The sequence below is a fragment of the Cellulomonas sp. SLBN-39 genome (assembly GCF_006715865.1).
GTDB lineage: Bacteria > Actinomycetota > Actinomycetes > Actinomycetales > Cellulomonadaceae > Cellulomonas.
This window is the reverse complement of sequence record NZ_VFOA01000001.1, coordinates 539531-560332: the sequence shown is the minus strand read 5'-3', so window position 1 is coordinate 560332 and position 20802 is coordinate 539531. Positions and strand designations below refer to the sequence as shown.

Annotated in this window: 10 protein-coding genes; 6 read left to right on the top strand and 4 right to left on the bottom strand. The window is 75.0% G+C overall.

The window, feature by feature from the left end; translation table 11 throughout:
• Window positions 1-100 precede the first annotated feature (100 nt).
• The 4 genes from FBY24_RS02425 to FBY24_RS02410 all read left to right on the top strand — a co-directional run bounded on the left by FBY24_RS02425 (window position 101) and on the right by FBY24_RS02410 (window position 10689).
• Entirely contained in the window at window positions 101-3628 is a 3528-nt protein-coding gene (locus tag FBY24_RS02425; RefSeq protein WP_142157742.1) for a PKD domain-containing protein, read from the top strand.
• 152 nt (window positions 3629-3780) lie between these two features.
• Window positions 3781-8223, top strand: coding sequence for a PKD domain-containing protein (locus tag FBY24_RS02420; protein WP_142157740.1), 4443 nt, complete (start codon window positions 3781-3783; stop codon window positions 8221-8223).
• A gap of 64 nt (window positions 8224-8287) precedes the next feature.
• Complete coding sequence (locus tag FBY24_RS02415; protein WP_255432176.1) at window positions 8288-9349, top strand: glycosyltransferase family 2 protein; 1062 nt, start codon at window positions 8288-8290, stop codon at window positions 9347-9349.
• A gap of 29 nt (window positions 9350-9378) precedes the next feature.
• Complete coding sequence (locus FBY24_RS02410) at window positions 9379-10689, top strand: oligosaccharide flippase family protein (RefSeq protein WP_142157738.1); 1311 nt, start codon at window positions 9379-9381, stop codon at window positions 10687-10689.
• A gap of 90 nt (window positions 10690-10779) precedes the next feature.
• Here the strand turns inward: FBY24_RS02410 and FBY24_RS02405 are convergent, their stop codons facing one another.
• From FBY24_RS02405 to FBY24_RS02390, 4 genes are read right to left on the bottom strand one after another with little or no spacing between them, the layout of a single operon-like run.
• Window positions 10780-11832, bottom strand: coding sequence for a glycosyltransferase family 4 protein (locus FBY24_RS02405; protein WP_142157736.1), 1053 nt, complete (start codon window positions 11830-11832; stop codon window positions 10780-10782).
• On the bottom strand, window positions 11829-12884 hold the full coding sequence (locus FBY24_RS02400) for a glycosyltransferase (RefSeq protein WP_142157734.1): 1056 nt from the start codon (window positions 12882-12884) through the stop codon (window positions 11829-11831). Before FBY24_RS02400 ends, FBY24_RS02405 begins: the two co-directional genes overlap by 4 nt.
• On the bottom strand, window positions 12881-14194 hold the full coding sequence (locus FBY24_RS02395; RefSeq protein WP_142157732.1) for an O-antigen ligase family protein: 1314 nt from the start codon (window positions 14192-14194) through the stop codon (window positions 12881-12883). Before FBY24_RS02395 ends, FBY24_RS02400 begins: the two co-directional genes overlap by 4 nt.
• Window positions 14191-16023, bottom strand: coding sequence for a polysaccharide biosynthesis tyrosine autokinase (locus tag FBY24_RS02390; protein ID WP_142157730.1), 1833 nt, complete (start codon window positions 16021-16023; stop codon window positions 14191-14193). Before FBY24_RS02390 ends, FBY24_RS02395 begins: the two co-directional genes overlap by 4 nt.
• Window positions 16024-16408: 385 nt before the next feature.
• Between FBY24_RS02390 and FBY24_RS02385 the strand changes: the two genes are divergently transcribed.
• Window positions 16409-16858: an adenylyltransferase/cytidyltransferase family protein gene (locus tag FBY24_RS02385; protein WP_142157728.1), complete on the top strand. Its 450-nt coding sequence runs from the start codon at window positions 16409-16411 to the stop codon at window positions 16856-16858.
• A gap of 214 nt (window positions 16859-17072) precedes the next feature.
• Window positions 17073-20735, top strand: coding sequence for a transcription-repair coupling factor (gene mfd / locus FBY24_RS02380; RefSeq protein WP_142157726.1), 3663 nt, complete (start codon window positions 17073-17075; stop codon window positions 20733-20735).
• Window positions 20736-20802: the final 67 nt, after the last annotated feature.

The following is a 20802-nucleotide window of genomic DNA, read 5'->3' as shown; positions in this document are numbered from 1 at the left end:
CACCCGTCCGGGCACGTGTTTCACCCGACCTGTCCGGTTTTGCGGGGCTTTGCGCTCGTACGCTCGAACGGTCCTTCCGTCCGAGCGCCCGGGGTGCAGCATGTCCGTCCGTCGAGTCCACGCCCGTCCGTGGTGGTCCCGCGCGATCGCCGCGCTGACCGCCTCCGTCGTCACCGCCACCGGTCTGGTGGCCGTCGGCGCGACCGGCGCGGCGGCGGACACCGCACCCCCCGCGGGGCAGCCGGCCACCGTCACGGCCGACTCCCTGCCGACCGTGCAGCACAACGGCGTGGTCTGGCAGCAGACCCTCACCGGGAACACCGTCTACGCCGGCGGCGAGTTCACGCGGGCCCGTCCCGCCGGCGCCGCAGCCGGCAGCAACGAGGTCGTCCGCACCAACCTCCTGCGGTTCGACGTCCGCACGGGCGTGCTCGACAGCAGCTGGGCGCCGAACCCGAACGCCCAGGTCCGTGCGGTCGTGAGGTCCCCGGACGGGGCGCGCGTGTACATCGGCGGCAACTTCACCACCGTCGCCGGGCAGAACCGCTACCGCATCGCCGCCTTCGACGCCGCGACCGGGAACCTCATCACCAGCTTCAACGCCGGCACCAACGGCCAGGTCCGTGCGATCGCGGCCACCAACACCACCGTCTACGTGGGCGGCATCTTCACGCAGGCCGGCAGCTCGCCCCGCACCCGCCTGGCCGCGTTCAACGCCGCGAACGGTGCGCTGCTGCCCTGGAACCCCACGGTCGACGACGGCTCGGTCAGCGCGCTGACGGTGTCGCCCGACGGCGCGACGGTGATCGTCGGCGGCAACTTCCTGTCCTTCAACGGCAGCACCGACGCCCCGGACGGGCTGGCCCGCGTCGACGCCGTCACCGGCGCCGCCCTGCCGTTCCCGGCGACCTCGCAGATCCGCAACGGCGGCTCGGCGGGCTCGATCCTCAACCTGTCCGGGGACGCCGACAACATGTACGGCGTCGGGTACACCTTCGGTCGCGGCGGCGGCACCCTCGAGGGCGTCTTCGCCGCCGACTGGGACACCGGCGCGATCACCTGGGTGGCGGACTGCCACGGCGACACCTACGCGGTGCACCCGCAGGGCGACGTCGTGTACTCGGCGAGCCACTCCCACTACTGCGGCAACATCGGCGGCACCCCGCAGTTCGACGAGTGGCAGTTCTACCGGGCCAACGCGCTGACCAAGGCCGCCACGCAGACGGTCGGGCGCGAGCACCTCGGCTACACGAACTTCGAGGGCACGCCCGCCCCGACCGTCCTCAACTGGTACCCGGACCTCGACACCGGCCTGTACACGGGGCAGAACCAGGGCCCCTGGGCCGTGACGGGCGACAGCCGGTACATCGTCATGGGCGGCGAGTTCCTCAACGTCAACCTCCGCCGCCAGCAGGGCCTGGCCCGGTTCGCGGTCGCCGACCTCGCCCCGCGCGACGCGGGACCGCGCTTCACCGCGGCGGACTTCACGCCGACGGCGCGGCCCGTGGGGGCCGGGGCGGTCCGGGTGTCCTGGACGGCCAACGCCGACTTCGACAACCAGGACCTCACGTACACGGTGCTGCGCAACGGCAGCCCGGTGTGGTCCGGCGTCAAGCAGTCCGTCGTGTGGAAGCGGCCCGAGCAGGGGCACACCGACACCGGCCTGACCGCGGGTGCGACCTACACCTACGCGGTCCGTGTCACCGACCCCGACGGCAACTCCGTGACCAGCCCCTCCGTGCAGGTCGTGGCGAACGGCACGGGCGCGGTCAGCCCGTACGCTCTGGCGGTCATGGCGGACGGCGCGTCGCACTACTGGCGGTTCGGCGAGACGTCCGGCGACGCCCGCGACTCCGCAGGGACGAACGACGCGGCGGTCGGCACCGCAGTGACCCGCGGTACCGCCGGCGCGATCGCCGGCGACACCACCGGCGCCTACACGCTCGGCGGCACCAACGGCCGGGTGGTCGCGCCCGCCCGCCAGCAGGGCATGAACGAGCTGAGCGTCGAGGCGTGGGTCCGCACCACCTCCACCGCGGGCGGCTGGATCGCGGGCTTCGGCGGGAGCGCGAGCCTGACCGGCACGAGCAGCAGCCGTGACCGCCAGCTCTACGTCGACAGCGCCGGCCGCGTGCAGTTCGGCGCCAGCCCCGGGCAGAACCGCACCGTCCGGTCGCCCGCCCGCGTCAACGACGGCCAGTGGCACCACGTGGTCGGCACGATGAGCACCTCGGGCATGCGGCTGTACGTGGACGGCGAGCTGGTCGCGCAGCGCAGCGACAACGCGTCGGGGCGCAACATGAGCGGGTTCTGGCGCATCGGCGGAGACAGCCTCAACGGCTGGCCCAACCAGCCGGCCTCGGGCAGCCTCAGCGGCGCGGTCGACGAGGTCGCCGTGTACCCGTTCGCCCTCACGGCCGCCAAGGTCGCGTCCCACCACGTGCTCGGGACCACGGGCACGCTCGGCGCGCAGGCGCCCGTCGCGTCGTTCGAGGCCGTGGCGACCGGGCTCGAGGTCGCGCTCGACGCGTCCGCGTCGTCGGACGCCGACGGCACCGTCGAGTCCTACGCGTGGGACCTCGGGGACGGCACCACGGCCACCGGCCGGACGGCCAGCCACACGTACGCCGCCGGCGGGACGTACACGGTGGCGCTCACGGTCACGGACGACGACGGTGACACGGGCGAGACCGTCCGGCAGGTCACCGTGACCGCACCGCCGCCGAACCAGTCGCCCGCGGCGCAGGTCGCGGCGACCACGGCGGGGCTGCGCGTGGACGTCGACGGCTCGGGCTCGAGCGACCCCGACGGGACGGTCGAGGGGTACGCGTGGACGTTCGGGGACGGCGGTACCGCGACCGGGCCGACCGCGTCGCACACCTACGCGGCAGCCGGCACGTACACCGTCACGCTGACCGTGACCGACGACGACGGCGCGACGGCCACGGCCGAGCGGCAGGTGACCGTCACGGCGCCCGCGGGCGACGAGCCGTTCGCGGCCGACGCGTTCACGCGCACCGTGACCGGTGGCTGGGGCACGGCCGACGTCGGCGGCAGCTGGGCCCTGGCGGGCGGCGCCGCGAACTTCTCGGTCGGGTCCGGCTCGGGCGCGATGCGTGCCACCGGGGCAGGGTTCCGGCTGACGTCGTCGTTGCCGGTGCAGCGGACGAGCGCGGACGTGCGCGTCGACGTCGCCATGGACGTCATGCCGTCGGGCGCCGGGACGGACCTCGAGGTCGCCGGTCGCTCGGTGACGGCATCCGACGGCTACCGGGCCCGGCTGAAGATGCTGCCGACGGGCGTCGTGCGCGCGTCGATCATCGGCACCTCGGCCGGCACCACCACGACGGTCGCGCAGATGAACGTCCCCGGCCTGACCTACACGGCCGGCCAGGCGCTCTCGGTGCGGTTCCAGGTGGACGGGACCGCCCCGACGCAGCTGCGGCTCAAGGTGTGGCCCGCGGGCACCGCCGAGCCGACCGCGTGGACGGTGCAGGGCACCAGCAGTACGGCGGCGCTCCAGGTCGCCGGCGGCGTGGGCCTCTCGGCGTACACGTCGGCGACCACCACCACCCTGCCGCAGACGGTGCGGTGGAGCGGCGTGCGGGCCACGGCCGTCCAGCCCTGACGTCCACGGGGCACGTCCCGTGCCGGACGTGCTCCGTTTCACCCGGATGCTTGTCCAGTTCACCCGGTTTGGACCGGGTTCATGGGGATCTGGGCCCATACGATCGGTGCGCGCGGCACCCCCGCCCGCGCACCGATCACGAGGTGGCCCTCATGCGTGCTCCCCGCGGACTCTCCCGCACGATCTCGGCCCTCGTCGCCACCGCGCTCGTCGCGGCGGCGACGGCCGTCGCGGCACCCGCCGCCGTCGCCGACACCCGCCCGGCCGAGGGCGTCGCGCAGACCGCCGCGGCGGACTCCCTGCCGACCGTGCAGATCGACGGGGTGGCGTGGCAGCAGGCGATCGCGGGCTCGCGGGTGTTCGCCGGCGGGGACTTCGCCAACGCCCGGCCGGCGGGGGCGAAGGCCGGCACCGAGAACGTCGCACGGGCGAACCTGCTGGCGTACGACCTCGAGACCGGGGTGCTCGACGCGTCGTGGGCCCCGAACCCGAACGCGCAGGTGCGGGCGGTCGCGGCGTCGCCGGACGGCAGCCGCGTGTACGTCGGCGGCAACTTCACGTCGATCGCCGGGGAGGCCCGCTACCGCATCGCCGCGTTCGACGCGGCCACCGGGGCGCTGCTGTCCTCGTTCGCACCGGGCGTCGACGCCCAGGTGCGGGCGATCGTGGCGACGGACACCACGGTGTACGTGGGCGGGGTCTTCACCAACGCCGGCGGCGAGGCGCGCAACCGGGTCGCGGCGTTCGACGCGGCCACCGGTGCGGTCCTGCCGTGGGCGCCCGAGGTCGCCGACGGGTCGGTGAGCGCGCTGACCGTCTCGCCCGACGGCTCCCAGGTGCTGATCGGCGGGAGCTTCACCGCGGTCAACGGCTCCAACAACCCCGGCTACGGCCTGGCGCGCGTCGACGCGGTCAGCGGTGCGTCGCTCCCGCTGCCGCTCAACGCACTCGTCCGCAACGGGTCGACGCAGGCCTCGATCACGAGCCTGTCGACCGACGGGGACAGCTTCTACGTGACCGGCTACGTGTTCGGCAGCACGGGCAACCTCGAGGGCGCGGCGCGCGGCAGCTGGTCGACCGGCGCGCTCGTGTGGGTCGAGGACTGCCACGGCGACACCTACGCGGCCTGGCCGCAGGGGGACGCGCTGTACGTGGCGGGCCACCCGCACTACTGCGGGAACATCGGCGGCTTCCCCCAGACGGAGCCGCAGTGGACCTTCTACCGCGCCCTCGCCTTCTCCAAGGAGGCGACCGGCACGGTCACCAAGGACCCGCACGGGTACTTCAACTGGGCGGGCAACCCCGCGCCGACCCTGCTGAACTGGTACCCCGAGATCAACTCCGGCTCGTACACCGGGCAGGGGCAGGGACCGTGGACCGTCACCGGCGACGACGAGTACCTGCTCTACGGCGGCGAGTTCACGATCGTCAACAACAAGGGCCAGCAGGGCCTGGCCCGCTTCGCCCGCACCGAGACGGCGCCGAACAAGCAGGGCCCGCGCCTGGCCTCGGACACCTGGCCGCTGACGGGCGTCTCCTACCAGGCGGGCACCGCGCGGCTCAGCTGGGGCGCCAACTACGACCGGGACAACGAGGACCTCACCTACACCGTCACCCGCAACGGCACGGTCGTGCACACCGAGGTCGCGTCGTCGGTGGTCTGGGACCGCCCCGCGATGCGTTTCCTCGACACCGGGCTGACGCCGGGCCAGACGTACACGTACCGGGTCCGGGCGACCGACCCGTTCGGGAACACGGCGATCACCAACCAGATCACCGTCACCGTGACCGACGGCGACATCTCCGCCTACAGCCGGGACGTGCTCGAGGACGGTGCGGTGCACTACTGGCCGCTCGGCGAGGACTCCGGCACCACTGCGTACGACTGGGCCGGCCCCGCCGACCTGACCACGGGCTCCGGCGTGACACGCGGCACCGAGGGCGCGATCGGCGACGACGCGGCCGCGACCTTCGGCGGCACGTCCACCGGCCTGGCCTCGACCGCCCTCGCCGAGCAGGCGAGCGACTCGCTCTCCGTCGAGGCGTGGGTCCGCACGACCTCGACCCGCGGCGGCAAGATCGTCGGGTTCGGCTCGGCCTCCACCGGCACCTCGACCAGCTACGACCGGCACGTGTACATGGACAACGCCGGGCGGATCACGTTCGGCGTGTACCCGGGCGCGGTGCGCTCGCTGACCACGACGACCGCCTACAACGACGGTGCGTGGCACCACGTGGTCGCGACGCTCGGCGCGAGCGGCATGCGCCTGTACGTCGACGGCCGACGCGTCGGCCAGCGGACCGACACGGTGTCCGGCCAGGCCTACACCGGGTACTGGCGGGTCGGCGGCGACAGCGTCAGCGGCTGGCCCAACGCCCCGACCAGCGGGTACCTCGCCGGCTCGATCGACGACGTCGCCGTCTACCCGGCGCCGCTGACGGCCGCGCAGGTGAGCAGCCACTGGACGGCGTCCGGGCGGACCTCCACCGTGACGCCCGCCCCGGCCGACGCGTACGGCGCCGCCGTGCACGCCGCCGACCCCGACCTGTACTGGCGCCTGTCGGAGACGACCGGCACCGTCGCGGCCGACTCCGGGCGCAACGGCGTGACCGGCACCTACCGCGGCGTGTACACCCGGGGCCAGGAGGGCGCCCTGGTCGGCGTCGGCGACACCGCGGTGCGCAGCGCCGGGCTGACCGGGACCACGGTGTCCAGCGACCAGGCGTTCACCAACCCGACGACGTACTCCGAGGAGCTCTGGTTCCGCACGACCACGACGGAGGGCGGCAAGCTCATCGGCTTCGCCAGCACGGCGTCGGGCACGTCCGGCAGCCACGACCGGCACGTGTACATGGAGACGAACGGCCGCCTCACCTTCGGGGTGTGGACGGGGACGGCGAGCACGATCACGTCGCCGTCCGCGTACAACGACGGCGCGTGGCACCACATGGTCGCCACGCAGGGCCCCGACGGCATGCGCCTGTACGTCGACGGCGCGCTCGTCGGCACCCACCCGCAGACCGCCGCGCAGAGCTACACCGGGTACTGGCGGATCTTCGGCGACACGACGTGGGGCCCGCAGCCGTGGTTCGCGGGCACGATCGACGAGGTCGCGGTCTACTCCTCGGTGCTCGACCCGGCCACGGTGGCGCTGCACCACGCGCTCGGCACGACCGGCGCCCCGCCGAACGTGGCGCCGGTGGCGCACGCGGTCGTCACGGCGACGGACCTGACGGTCGCGGTCGACGGTTCCGGGTCGACCGACGAGGACGGGACCGTCGCGACGTACGCGTGGGACTTCGGCGACGGCAGCACGGGTGAGGGCGCGACCGCGTCGCACACCTACGCCGAGGCCGGCACGTACACGGTCCGTCTCACAGTCACCGACGACGGCGGCGCCAGCGCGGTCGCGACGGAGCAGGTGACGGTCGTGGCGCCGAACCAGCTGCCGACCGCCGCTCTCGAGGCGACCGCGGACGGCCTCGGCCTCACGGTCGACGGCTCCGCCTCGGCGGACCCGGACGGCACGCTCGTCACCTACGCCTGGGACTTCGGCGACGGCAGCACCGGCGAGGGCGCGACCGCCGCGCACACGTACGCCGCGGGCGGCACGTACACCGTGACGCTCACGGTGACCGACGACCGGGGCGGCAGCGCCACGGCCGAGCGCACGGTCACGGCCGTGGCCCCGAACGTCGAACCGACCGCCGCCTTCGAGGCGACGGCCACCGGGCTGGACGTCTCCGTGGACGCGGCCGGATCGGCGGACCCGGACGGCGAGCTGGTCACGTACGCGTGGGACTTCGGCGACGGCGGTACCGGTGAGGGCGCGACCGCGACGCACACCTACGCGGCCGACGGCACCTACACGGTGACGCTCACCGTGACCGACGACCGTGGCGCGACCGCGTCCGCGACCGACGAGGTCACGGTCGTGACCCCTCCGGCGGACACCCCGTTCGCCGAGGACGCCTTCGACCGGTCGACGACCGGCGGCTGGGGCGAGGCCGGCACGGGCGGCGCGTGGACCGTCTCCGGGGGCGCGGCGAACTTCTCCGTCGCGGACGGAGCCGGCGCGGTGCGGGTCACGGGTGCCGGCTTCCGGCTCTCGTCGTTCCTGCCCGTCGCGTCGACCAGCACCGACCTGACCGGCGGCTTCACGCTCGACGCGATGCCGTCGGGCGCGGGGACGGACGTCGAGCTCGTCGGCCGGTCGACGTCGGCCACCGAGGGGTACCGCCTGCGGCTGAAGATGCTCGCCACGGGCGTCGTCCGGGCGTCGTTGATCTCGACGACCGGGACCACGACGACCACGCTGACGCAGGTCAACGTGCCGGGGATCACGTACGCCGCGGGCGAGGAGCTGCGGGTCCGCCTGCAGGTCGACGGGAGCGGCACCACGGCGCTGCGCGCCAAGGTCTGGCGTGCCGGCACCGATGAGCCGGCCGCCTGGACGCTGACCTCGTCGAGCACGGTGGCGGCCCTGCAGGGCGAGGGCGGGGTGGGTGTGTCGGTGTACACGTCCGCGTCGAGCACCGTGCTGCCGCTCACGGTGCGGTGGACCGACCTGACGGCCCGCCCGGTCGTGCCATGATCGGCGGCACGACCTCGGACCCCACGGCTCCGGGTGGCGCGCGAGCACGGGGGGCAGGGCAGCGGTGACCGAGGACGTGACCGACGCGGGGGGCGCCGGGCCGACCGGTCCGGCGGGGGCGGGCGCCTCGACGGGCGTCCCGGCCGCAGGGGCGGACCCGCGCACGGTCGTCGCGGTGCTGACCTACCGGCGCCCCGACGACCTGCGGGCCGTGCTGCCGATGCTCGTGGCGCAGGCCCGCACGCTCGACCCGCCGGCACGGGTCCTCGTCGTGGACAACGACCCCGACGGCGGGGCGCAGGACGTCGTCGCACGGGCGGCGCAGGACGCCGTCGGCGTGGACGTCGTGCACGTGCACGAGCCGCGCCCCGGCATCGCCGCGGCCCGCAACCGTGCGCTCGACGAGGTCGGCGACGCCCGCGTGGTCGTCTTCGTCGACGACGACGAGCGCCCGGTCGACCGGTGGCTGCGGCTGCTCGTCGACACGTACCTCGTCGACCGGCCCGAGGCCGTCGTCGGCCCGGTCGTCAGCGAGTTCGTGCAGGAGCCCGACGCGTGGGTGCGGGCGGGGCGGTTCTTCGACCGGCGCCGTCTGCGCACGGGCACCACGACGGACGTCGCGGCGACCAACAACCTGCTGCTCGACCTGGACCGTCTGCGCGCCCTCGGGCTGCGGTTCGACGAGGCGTTCGGCCTGTCGGGCGGCTCGGACATGCTCATCACCCGCCAGCTGTCCGGGGCCGGCGGGCGGATCGTGTGGTGCGACGAGGCCGTCGTCGTCGACGTCGTGCCCCCGGACCGCGTGACCCGCACGTGGGTGCTCGCCCGGGCGTTCCGCTCCGGCAACACGTGGGCGCGCACCTCCGTCGTGCTGGCGCCGGGGCCGCTCGGGCGGGCCCTCGTGCGCCTGCGCCTGACGGGCGAGGGCCTGGTGCGGACCCTCGGCGGTGCGGCCCGCGTGGTGGTGGGGCGTCTGACGGGCTCCGCGGCGCAGCACGCCCGCGGCCGGCGCACGCTGGCCCGGGGCACCGGCATGCTCGCGGGGGCCTACGGCACGGTGTACGTGGAGTACGCCCGGGACGGCAACCGCACGGTGCGTGCCGCGCACGTGCCGGGGGCCCGGTGAGCGCCGCGCGCGGGGGGACCGCGCGCTCGATGACGATCACGCTCGTCGGCAACCTCTTCCCGCCGGTGGTCGCGCTCGCCAGCGGGCCGATCCTCGCCCAGGCGCTGGGCGTCGCGGGTCGTGGCGAGGTCGCGGCGGCCACCGCCCCGCTGGGCCTGGCGATCGCCCTCATGACGTTCGGCGTGCCGGAGGCCGTGTCGTACGCCGTCGCGCGCCACCCCCGGCTCGTGCGGCTCGCGGCGCGCAACGGCGCCCTCATCGTCGTCCTGGCCGGCCTCCTCGCGACGGCCGCGGTGCTGCTCGCGCGGCCATGGCTGAGCGGCGGGGACATCGGCATCCAGCACCTCATGGCCGTGGCGTCGCTCGCGGTGCTGCCGACGCTGCTGCTCGGCGTCCTGCGGGGCATCGCGTCCGGGCTGCAGCTGTGGGCGCTCGTCGCGTGGGAGAAGGTCCTGGCGTCGGGCCTGCGGCTGCTCGTGCTCGTGCCGCTGTGGCTGACGGACCACCTGACGCCGTTCACCGCGACCGTGGTGCTCGCCGCGATGCCGGTGATGGGCGCGATCGCCTACCTGGTGCTGCCGCGCCGGCTGCCCGAGGCCGCGCCCGACGACGACGGCGGCCTCGCCTCGACGAAGGCCCTCACCGGCTACGGGCTGCGCCTGTGGATCGGCACGATCAGCGGCATCCTGCTCTCGCGGATCGACCAGACGCTGATGACGCCGCTGAGCAGCGCGTACGAGCTCGGCCTGTACGTGGTCGCGGTCAACGTCAGCGAGCTGCCGCTCGTGATCCACCGGGCCGTCCGCGACGTGACGTTCGTGACCGACGCCCACCGCAGCGAGGACGCGCGCCTCGCCGCCGCGGCCCGCATCTCGACGCTGATCTGCGCGGTCGTCGCCCTCGGGCTCGGCGTGACGATGGCATGGTGGCTGCCGGCGCTGTTCGGCGCGGACTTCGCCGGGGCCGTGCCCGTGGCGTGGCTCCTGCTCGTGGCCGTGCTGGTCAGCACACCGGGCTCCATCGCGGGCGCCGGCCTCAGCGCCCGTGGTCGTCCGGGCCTGCGCAGCCTCGCGCTGGTCGTCGCGTGCGTGGTGAACATCGGCCTGCTCGTGCTGCTGGTGCCCGTCTGGGGGGCGATGGGTGCGGCGGTCGCGACGCTCGTCGGGTACGTCATCTCCAGCGCCCTCAACGAGGTGCTCCTGGGCCGCCTGTTCGGTGTGCGCATGCGGGACTTCCACGGCGTGCGCCGCTCGGACCTGGTGACGCTGCGCGACTACGGCCGCAGCCTCGTCCGCGGCCTGGGCCGCCGGCTGCGGCCCCGGCGCCGCTCGCGCGCCTGACCCGGACCGCGACCGACCGTCGGGCCGAGCACAGGCCCGAGCACAGGCCCGAGCACCGGGCCGCACCCCGTGCGGCGACGGGTCGCGCCGTCAGGGTGCCGGGGGCAGGCCCACGGCCGCGGCCATCGCCGCGACCATGTGCGCGGACGTGAACCGCTCCTCCAGGCGCGCCCGCGCCCGCACGCCCGTGGCGGCCGCCGCGTCGGGGTCGGCCAGCAGGTCGAGCACGCGACCGGCCAGCGCCCGCGGGTCGCGCGGCGGCACGAGCAGCCCGTTGACGCCGTCCTCGACGTAGTCCTCGACGCCGGGGGTGGCCGTGAGGACGACCGGCCGCGCCGTCGCCATGGACTCCAGCGACACCGTCAGGCCCGACATGTGGAGGTTGGGCCGGGTCGCGACGGCGACGACGCTCGCCCGCGCGTACAGGTCCCGCAGCTCGACGTGCGTGAGCCGGGGGATCTTGGTGACGCCCGCGGGCGGCGGCACGTCCGACGCGTTCTGCACGACGATCTCGACGTCGGGGCGGGCGGCGTGCACGGCCTCGAGGGCGGCGAAGAGCGTGGTCGGGTCCCGGTCGCGGTCGCCGCCGATGCTCACGACCAGCGGGCGCTCGGCGGGCGGTCGCGCGGGGAAGAAGTCCGCGTCGACGCCGAACGTGAAGAACGACACCGGCGGCCCGTCCGCGCCGAGCGCGTGCCGCAGCGGCTCGACCTGGGCGCGGCTGTTGACGAACACCCCGTCCATGCGGCGCAGCAGCGCGACGGTGCGTCGCACGCGGTCCGACGTGGGGTCGGCGGCGTGGGCGTCGGTGAGCCAGATCGCCCCGGCGTGCATGCGGGCGTGCGGCGCGAGCACGAGCATGCGCCGGGCGAGGTTCTCGTCCCACGCGATGCCCAGGTCGGTGCCGGTGCGCGGCCCGCGGTGCAGCAGGTCGCGCACCCGGGCCCGGAGCACCGCGGCGCGCCCCGGCTCGGTCAGGCTCGCCGTGGTGACGGGCACGCCCGAGCGTTCGAGCAGGTCGAGGCCGTACGGCCAGCGCCCCGGCACCTCCCCGCGCGCGTGGCGCCCGCTCCAGGTGGTGACGTCCCGCTCCGCGCGGAACACGACCTCGACGGACGTCGTCGGGGCGGCGGGCGTCGTCATCGGGCGGCTCCTGCGGGCATCGGGTGCGGGGCGGGGCGGGCGCACGCGCGGAACACGGCGGCGTGGGCGGCGGCGACGCCGGGCCAGTCACGGGTGCTCAGGTCGGGCCGGGCGGTCCCCAGGTCGAGCGCGGCCGCGGCGTCGAGCGCGCGCATGAGGTCGGCGGGGGTCAGCGTGCCGTCGAAGGTGGTGACCCAGCCCGGGCCGGTCTCCGCCGCGAGACGCGTCGCGGTCGCGCCGGCGGGCACCAGCACGGGGCGGTCCAGCGACAGCGCGAGCAGCGCGGCGCCGGAGTTCTGCAGGCGCCGGTAGGGCAGCACCACGACCTGCGCCGCGCCGACCTCGGCGGCCAGCACGTCGTCGTCGGCGTACTCCAGGCGCAGGCCGACCCGGGCGTCGGTCGCGGCCTGCGCGGCGATCGCGTCGCGCAGCGCCGGGGACTCGGGGCTCCCGACGACGTGCAGGGTCAGGTCGTCGTCGTCGACGTCCGCGAACGCCGCCAGCAGGTCCTCGACGCCCTTGTAGGGGCGGACCAGGCCGAAGTAGAGCAGCCGGCCGGGCCGCGGCGCCGTGCGCGCGGCGGTCGCGTACCAGTCCCGGTAGTGCGGGTGGGGGATCGTCACGGCCGTCGAGCCGGGGCTCGCCGTCGCCGGGCGCACGGTGTCGGGCGTGAGCATGATCCACGTCGCGGTGCGCCGGTCGACGGCACGCAGCAGCAGCCGTTCGACGCGCCCGCCGGGCTCGTGCGGGTCGGTGTTGTGCAGGGTGCGCACCACGGGCGTGCGGGTCAGCGCGAGCCGGGCCAGCAGCGCGGCGGCGGCCAGCTGCTTGACCAGCGTGCGGGGGCGGGTGGAGGCCCGCATGAGCTTCTCCGGCCAGTGCACGTGGAACACGTCGTACCGGCCGACGAGCGCGGTGCGCCAGCTGAAGGTCACGGCCCGCACGTCCGGCGGGAGCTCGGCGGGCAGCCGCGCCAGGTACGGGTTGGTGGTGCGCCGGGGCGCGGGGAACGACTCCAGGACGGTCACCGGCGCGGTCGGGTCCGTGGTCATGCGGGCCTCTCGTCGAGGGTGGCGTGCCCGGCGTCGACGCCGCGGCGGGGCAGCAGGAGCATGCCGAACGCCAGCACGAGGATGGGCATGGCGCTGTAGATGGGGCCGAACGCGAAGTTCCACAGCATGAGGCACGTGAGGTAGATGACCAGGCCCGTCGCGACGCGGCGGGCGACCGCGCTCGCCAGCGACCACACCGCCAGCCCCAGCATCCAGCCGGCCAGCACCAGGCCGACGGGGCCGTGCCGCGACCACAGGTCCGCGAGCACCGAGTGCAGCTTGATCTCCCCGCCGAACATGTAGTTCTCGACGTAGCCGTTGTTCGGGTCGTAGTTGAGCGCGGCCATGCCGGACTTCGCGACGAGGATGTCGTCGAGGTTCGCGACGACCCCGATCCCGTACCCCGCCGGCTGCTCGGTGAAGAGGGCGACGCTCGCCCCCCACTCGGGCCGCCCGCCCAGCAGCAGCGACCCGGACGCCTCGACCTGCGCGATCGACCGCTGCTGCGTCTCCTCGCCGAGGTAGCCCTCGAGGATGAGGTTGGTCCCGACGGAGTACACGCAGGCCGTCACGGCACCGAAGAACGCCAGCGTGGTGATCGCGCTGGCGCGCCGCCCCAGGGTGCGCGGGCGCAGCTGCCACAGCACCAGCAGCGCGGCCAGCACGAGCGTGGCGAACGCCGAGCGGGAGTCGTTGAGCATGCTCACGGCGGCGATGACCAGCAGCAGCGCGATCTCCGCGGGCCGTGGGCGCCGCCGCACGACGAGCGCGAGCGCCAGCACCGTCAGCGCGTACGAGAAGTTGTACTTCCACGGGTTGGCCGGGTTGATCGGCTCCAGGGCGAGGCGCATCACGAGGCCCGCGGCGGCGCTGAGCGCCACGACCCGCACGGGCACGACCGTCCGGGCCCACAGCAGCAGGCCGATCCCCGCGACCCCGCCGAGCATCAGCAGCACGTGCGCACGCAGCAGCGTCGGGTCGACGGTGTGCGTCGCGGACGTGGACGCCGACAGCCACAGCCCGGTGACGAGCGCCAGGCCCGTGAGCGCGAGCAGCGTGCGGGCCCCGACGAACCGGCGCGTCGCGGACCACCACACGGGTGTCAGCGCGAGCGGCACGATCACGGCCGTGGTGAACGCGTCGACGAGCGGCATCTCCAGCGTCAGCGCGGCGACGGCACCGACCGCGACGAGCCGGGTCGAGACGCGCACCCGCGCGGGGGTGGTGGCCGTGCCGGCGGGCGGCCCGACGACGCCGGACCCGGGGGCGTCCCCGGCGGGCGCCGTCGTCGCCGCCGTCACGACGCTCACGACGACGTGGTCGCGCCGGCCTGCGTGTCGCGCAGCCGGGTGTCGGACAGCGGCCCGAGCAGCGGCCCGAGCGCGTCGGACGACGGCTCGTCGTCGGCGGGGTGCTCGGCGGGCGCCGCCGGGGTGGGCGCGCTCGCCGGGCCGCGACGGCCCGGCTCGTCGGGCTCGTCCGGCGCGGACGCGACCCGGACGGGCCCTGGCACCTCGGGCGCCGGGGCCGGCGCGGGCGGCGGTGGCGGACCGATGAAGAGGCGGACCGGGCCGGCGTCCGGCACCGGTGCGGAGGCACCGGCCGCGACGCGCTGGCCGAGGGTGACGATCGGGACCGCGACGGTGGGCATCTCACCCTCGTCGGGCAGCCGGCGGACGGACGACCCGGCCGGTCCCGCCGCCGCGGGCGCGACCGGGCGCGGGGGCGCGGCGTGCGAGGCGGTGCCGCGCCGGGCGGTGCGGCGCGTGGTCGGCCACGCCCGGGCCGTCGACTGCGGCGTCGAGCCGTACGTCACCGCGGCGCCCGAGTCCTTGGACGACACCTGGTTGAGCAGGAGCCCGAGGACGCGCGCCTCGACGGCCGCGAGCGAGGTCAGCGCGTCCTGCAGCTGTGCCCGGTGCACCCGCCGGCACCCGACGACGACGAGCGCACCGTCGGTCATGCGCGACAGCACGGCCGCGTCGGTCACGGGCAGCAGCGGCGCCGAGTCGAGGACCACGACGTCGTACCGCTCGCCGAGGTCGCGCAGCAGGTCCGCCATCGCGGGGGAGTCCAGCAGCTCGCTGGGGTTCGGCGGGACCTGCCCCGCGGGGAGCACGTGGAGCGTCCCGTCGCCCCAGGGCTGCACGACGTCCTCGAACCGCGCCTCGCCGATGAGCGTGGTCGTCAGGCCCACCGACCCCTCCAGGCCCAGGTACCGGGCGACGGACGGGCGGCGCAGGTCGGCGTCGACGAGCACGACGCGCGCCCCGCCCTCGGCCATGGCGATCGCGAGGTTGATCGCCGCCGTGCTCTTGCCCTCGGTCGGCAGGGACGACGTGACGACCATCGAGCGGCTCGGGCCGGCGACGGTGAGGAAGCGCAGGTTGGTCCGCAGCTTGCGGTACGCCTCCGCGCGGTCGCCGAAGGGGTCGTCGACCATCGCGAGCGGCGCCTTGCGGCGCTTGCGGTCGAAGCGCACGGTCGACAGCACGGCGGTGCCGGTCACCCGGCGCACGTCGCGCAGCGAGCGCACGCGGGTGTCCAGGACCGTGCGGGCCAGCGCGAGGACCACGCCGAGGACCAGCCCGACGGCCATCCCCGTGGCCGCGTTGAGCTTCGTGTTCGGCGAGAACGCGTACGACGGCGGCGCGGCCTGCGCGACCACGGTGATCTCGACGTTCGGCGCACCGTCGGCGCCCTCGCCCTCGAGGTCCTCGACGGCCGTGGCGAGCTGGGTGCTCACGGCGTTCGCGATCGAGGCAGCCTTGTCCGGGTCGCCCGCGACCGCCGAGATCTCCAGGATCTTGGAGTTCAGCGGGCTCGTCGCCGTGACGGACCGCGCGAGCGACCGGGCGTCGGTGTCGAGGTCGAGCCGGTCGATCACCGGGTCCAGCACGTACGGCTTCGTCGCCAGCTGGGCGTAGGACTCGATGCTCGCCTGCGCGTACGTGGACCCCTGCACGAGCTCGCCGACCGACGTCGTCTGCGGCACCGTGACGTACACGCTCGACGTCGTGCGGTAGCTCGGGGGCAGGGTCTGGGACCAGGCGTAGGCCGCGCCGAAGCCCAGCACGGCCAGCACGGCGACGACCAACCAGTGCTTGCGCAGTGCGGCGAGGTACTCGGCCGGCTCCATCAAGAGGTCCCTTCGGTGGCGGCCCGGGACGGCGGGCGCCCGACGCGCCGGAGTCCCACCGCGGATCGGTGCGTTCGATTCTCGACGATCCTCGCCCGACCTCGCCCCGCAGCAGGTGGGCGAATTGTGAAAACCTGCCGGATTTCGCCCGGTCGGTCCAACGCGCGACGCCCGTCCGGACCAGCATCGCGGGCGTCGCGCCGTCCGGCGCCCTCACCGCCGGCCCCGGCGGGTGAAATGCGGTGCCGACCGGGTGACGAGGGGCCGGAGCGCTATGTCTGACCCGTCCGGTTTGCCTAGTGTCGTCCCACGGGCGCCGCACGACGCGGTGTCACGGTCCTCGACGGGGCGGGCCGCGCAGGAAGGACGTCGTCGGGAGGGCGCCATGGCACGGATCGTCGGGTACGCACCGGGGGCGTACGACCTGTTCCACGTCGGGCACCTCAACATCCTGCGCCACGCCAAGCGCCGGTGCGACTACCTCATCGCCGGCGTCGTGGCCGACGAGGTGCTCGAGACGACCAAGGGGCGCCGCCCGATGGTCCCGCTCGCCGAGCGCATGGAGATCGTCCGGCACATCTCCTACGTCGACGAGGTCGTGGCCGAGACCCAGCCCGACAAGGTCGAGACGTGGCGCGAGGTCGGCTTCGACGTCATCTTCAAGGGCGACGACTGGCGCGGGACGCCGAAGGGCGACCGCCTCGAGCGCGACTTCGCCGCGGTGGGCGTCGAGGTCATCTACTTCCCGTACACGATGCACACGTCCAGCACGGCGCTGCGCCGCGCGCTCGCGGCGCTCGACGGGGCCGACACGCGCGCGGCCGAGGTCGGCTGACCCCGGCCGGACGGCTCCGTCCGGCAGCTCCGTCCGGCCGCCCACCCTCGCGGTCCGTCCGGCCCCGCGCCCCGCAGGGCCGGTGTCGGGGGCGGCTCGTAGACTCGTCACGCACCCCGGTCCGCACGGATCCGGGGCGTCCGTGCTGCGTCTGCGCACCCGCACGCCCTCGCGTCGGTGCGCGGCCCGGCACTCCGGACACGTGAAGGAAGACATGGACCTCACCGGACTGCTGCCCGCGCTCCTCGCCGACCCCGCCGCTGCCGAGGCCCTCGCCTCGGTGCGGGCCCGCGGCGCGCTCGACGTCGTCGGCCCCGCCGGCGCACGCCCCCCGCTGCTCGCGGCGCTCGCGGGCGCCACGGCCCCCGGCGGCACGGCGTCCGCCGGGCGGCCGCTCGTCGTGGTCACGGCCACGGGGCGCGACGCCGACGAGCTCGCGTCCGCGCTGCGCTGCTACCTCGGCGCCGACGACGTCGCGGTGCTGCCGAGCTGGGAGACGCTCCCGCACGAGCGGCTGAGCCCCCGCTCGGACACGGTGGCCCGGCGCCTGGCCGTGTTCCGCCGCCTGGCGCACCCCACCGAGCAGGCGGGCCCCGCCGGTCCGGTGCGGGTCCTCGTCATGCCGGTGCGCGCGCTGCTGCAGCCGGTCGTCGACGGGCTGGGCGAGCTGCGCCCCGTGGAGATCGGGCCCGGCGACAGGGTGGACCTGGCGGACGTCGCGGCCCGGCTCGTCGACGCGGCGTACACCCGCGTCGACATGGTCGAGCGGCGCGGGGAGTTCGCGGTGCGCGGCGGGATCCTCGACGTCTTCCCGCCCACCGAGGACCACCCGCTGCGCGTCGAGCTGTGGGGCGAGGACGTCGAGGAGATCCGTTGGTTCTCCGTCGCCGACCAGCGCTCGCTCGAGGTCGCCGACCACGGCGTGTGGGCGCCGCCGTGCCGGGAGATCCTGCTGACCGACGCGGTGCGGGCGCGGGCGGCGTCGCTGGTGGAGCGCCTGCCGGGCGCGGTCGACATGCTCGACCGCCTCGCGCAGGGCATCGCGGTCGAGGGCATGGAGTCCCTGGCGCCCGTGCTGGTCGACCGGATGGTCCCCGTCCTGGACCTCGTGCCGGACGACAGCCTGCTGGTGCTCGTCGACCCCGAGCGCGTGCGGCGCCGCGCGCACGACCTGGTGGCGACCACGGAGGAGTTCCTCGCGGCGGCGTGGACCTCCGCGGCGGCCGGCGCCCAGGTGCCGCTGGACCTGTCGTCGGCGTCGTTCTCGACGTTCGCGCAGGTCCGCGGCCTGGCGGAGGTGCGCGGTCTGGGCTGGTGGACGCTGTCGCCGTTCACCCTCGACGCGGACGCCGCGGGGGCGGCCGACGAGCAGACGACCGTGCCGTCGGGTGCGACGGCGGAGCCCGACGAGGGCCCGGGGCACGTCGACGCCGTGCGCACGCTCGTGCTCGCGGCCCGCGACGTCGAGCGGTACCGCGGCGAGGTCGACCGGGCGGTGGCCGACGTGCGCCGCCTGCAGCAGGACGGCTGGCGGCTGGTGCTGGCCACGGAGGGGCACGGCCCCGCGCAGCGCATGACCGAGCAGCTGCGCGCGGCGGACGTCCCGGCCCGTCTGGTCACCGAGGTGGCGCAGGAGCCGGAGGGTGGCGTGGTGCTGGTCACCCCGGCGCCCCTCGGCCCGGGGTTCGTCCACGAGCGCCTGCGCCTGGCGGTCTTCAGCGAGGCCGACCTGACGGGCCGGGCGGGCACGAGCACGCGGGACATGCGCCGCATGCCGAGCAGGCGCCGCAACGTCGTCGACCCCCTGCAGCTGCGGCCGGGCGACTTCGTCGTGCACGAGCAGCACGGCGTCGGGCGGTTCGTCGAGCTCGTGCAGCGGACCATCGGCACGGGAGCCAACGCCGCGACGCGCGAGTACATGCTCGTGGAGTACGCGTCGAGCAAGCGGGGCCAGCCGGGGGACCGGCTCTTCGTGCCCACGGACCAGCTCGACCAGGTGACCAAGTACGTCGGCGGCGAGGCACCCACCCTCAACCGGATGGGCGGCTCGGACTGGCAGAAGACCAAGGGCCGGGCGCGCAAGGCCGTCAAGGAGATCGCAGCCGAGCTCATCCGCCTGTACTCGGCGCGCATGGCCACGCCCGGGCACGCGTTCGGCCCGGACACCCCGTGGCAGCGCGAGCTGGAGGACGCGTTCGCGTACGTCGAGACGCCCGACCAGCTCGCGACGATCGACGAGGTCAAGGCCGACATGGAGAAGTCCGTCCCCATGGACCGGCTCGTCTGCGGCGACGTCGGCTACGGCAAGACGGAGATCGCGGTCCGGGCGGCGTTCAAGGCCGTGCAGGACGGCAAGCAGGTCGCCGTGCTCGTGCCGACGACGCTCCTGGTGCAGCAGCACCTCGACACGTTCACCGAGCGCTACTCGGCCTTCCCCGTCACGGTGAAGGCGCTCTCGCGCTTCCAGACCCCGGCCGAGAGCAAGGAGGTCGTCGACGGGCTCGCGGACGGCTCCGTCGACGTGGTGATCGGCACGCACCGGCTCATCACGGGCAGCGTCCGGTTCAAGGACCTCGGGCTGGTGATCATCGACGAGGAGCAGCGCTTCGGCGTCGAGCACAAGGAGACCCTCAAGGCGCTGCGCACCAACGTCGACGTCCTGGCGATGAGCGCGACCCCGATCCCGCGCACCCTGGAGATGGCCGTCACGGGCATCCGCGAGATGTCGACGCTGGCCACGCCCCCGGAGGAGCGGCACCCCGTGCTGACGTTCGTCGGCCCGTACGAGGAGCGGCAGATCGCGGCCGCGATCCGGCGCGAGCTGCTGCGCGAGGGCCAGGTCTTCTTCGTGCACAACCGCGTCGAGTCCATCGAGCGCACCGCGTCCCGGCTCAACGAGCTGGTGCCCGAGGCCCGCATCGCGGTCGCGCACGGGAAGATGGGCGAGCACCAGCTCGAGCAGGTCATCGTCGACTTCTGGGAGAAGCGGTTCGACGTGCTGGTCTGCACGACCATCGTCGAGACGGGCCTGGACATCTCCAACGCCAACACCCTGATCCTCGAACGGGCCGACCGCCTGGGGCTGTCGCAGCTGCACCAGCTGCGCGGACGCGTGGGCCGCGGGCGCGAGCGCGCGTACGCGTACTTCCTCTACCCGCCCGAGGCGCCCCTGACCGAGACGGCCCACGACCGGCTGCGCACCATCGCCGCGCACACCGACCTCGGCGCGGGCATGGCCGTCGCCATGAAGGACCTGGAGATCCGCGGCGCGGGCAACCTGCTCGGCGGCGAGCAGTCCGGGCACATCGAGGGCGTGGGCTTCGACCTGTACATCCGCATGGTCGGCGAGGCCGTCGCCGGGTTCCGCGGCGAGGAGCCCGAGGAGCAGCCCGAGGTCACGATCGAGCTGCCCGTCGACGCGCACATCCCGCACACGTACATCGCGCACGAGCGGCTGCGGCTCGAGGCGTACCGCAAGCTCGCGGCCGCGACCACGCAGGCGGCGCTCGACGAGGTCCGTGCCGAGCTCGTCGACCGGTACGGCCCCGTGCCGCAGGCGGTGGAGAACCTCTTCGCCGTCGCCGGCTTCCGCCTGCACGCTCGTGCCGCGGGCCTCGCGGACGTCACCGCGCAGGGCCGGTTCGTGCGGTTCGCGCCGCTGGAGCTGCCGGAGTCCGCGCAGCTGCGCCTCAAGCGCCTGTACCCGGGCTCGGTGCTCAAGCCCGCGACCCGCACCGTGCTGGTCCCGTTCCCCACGACCGCGCGCGTCGGCGGCAAGCCGCTGCACGGCGACGCGGTGCTCGCGTGGGCCACCCAGCTCATCGACGCGGTCGTGCGCGGCGACGTCTCGGCCGCCGCGACGGTCGGCACCCGCTGACGGGCGCGGCGGGCCCTACGATGGCGGCGTCGACGACGCGGGAGGTCGAGGTGACGGTGGTGCGACG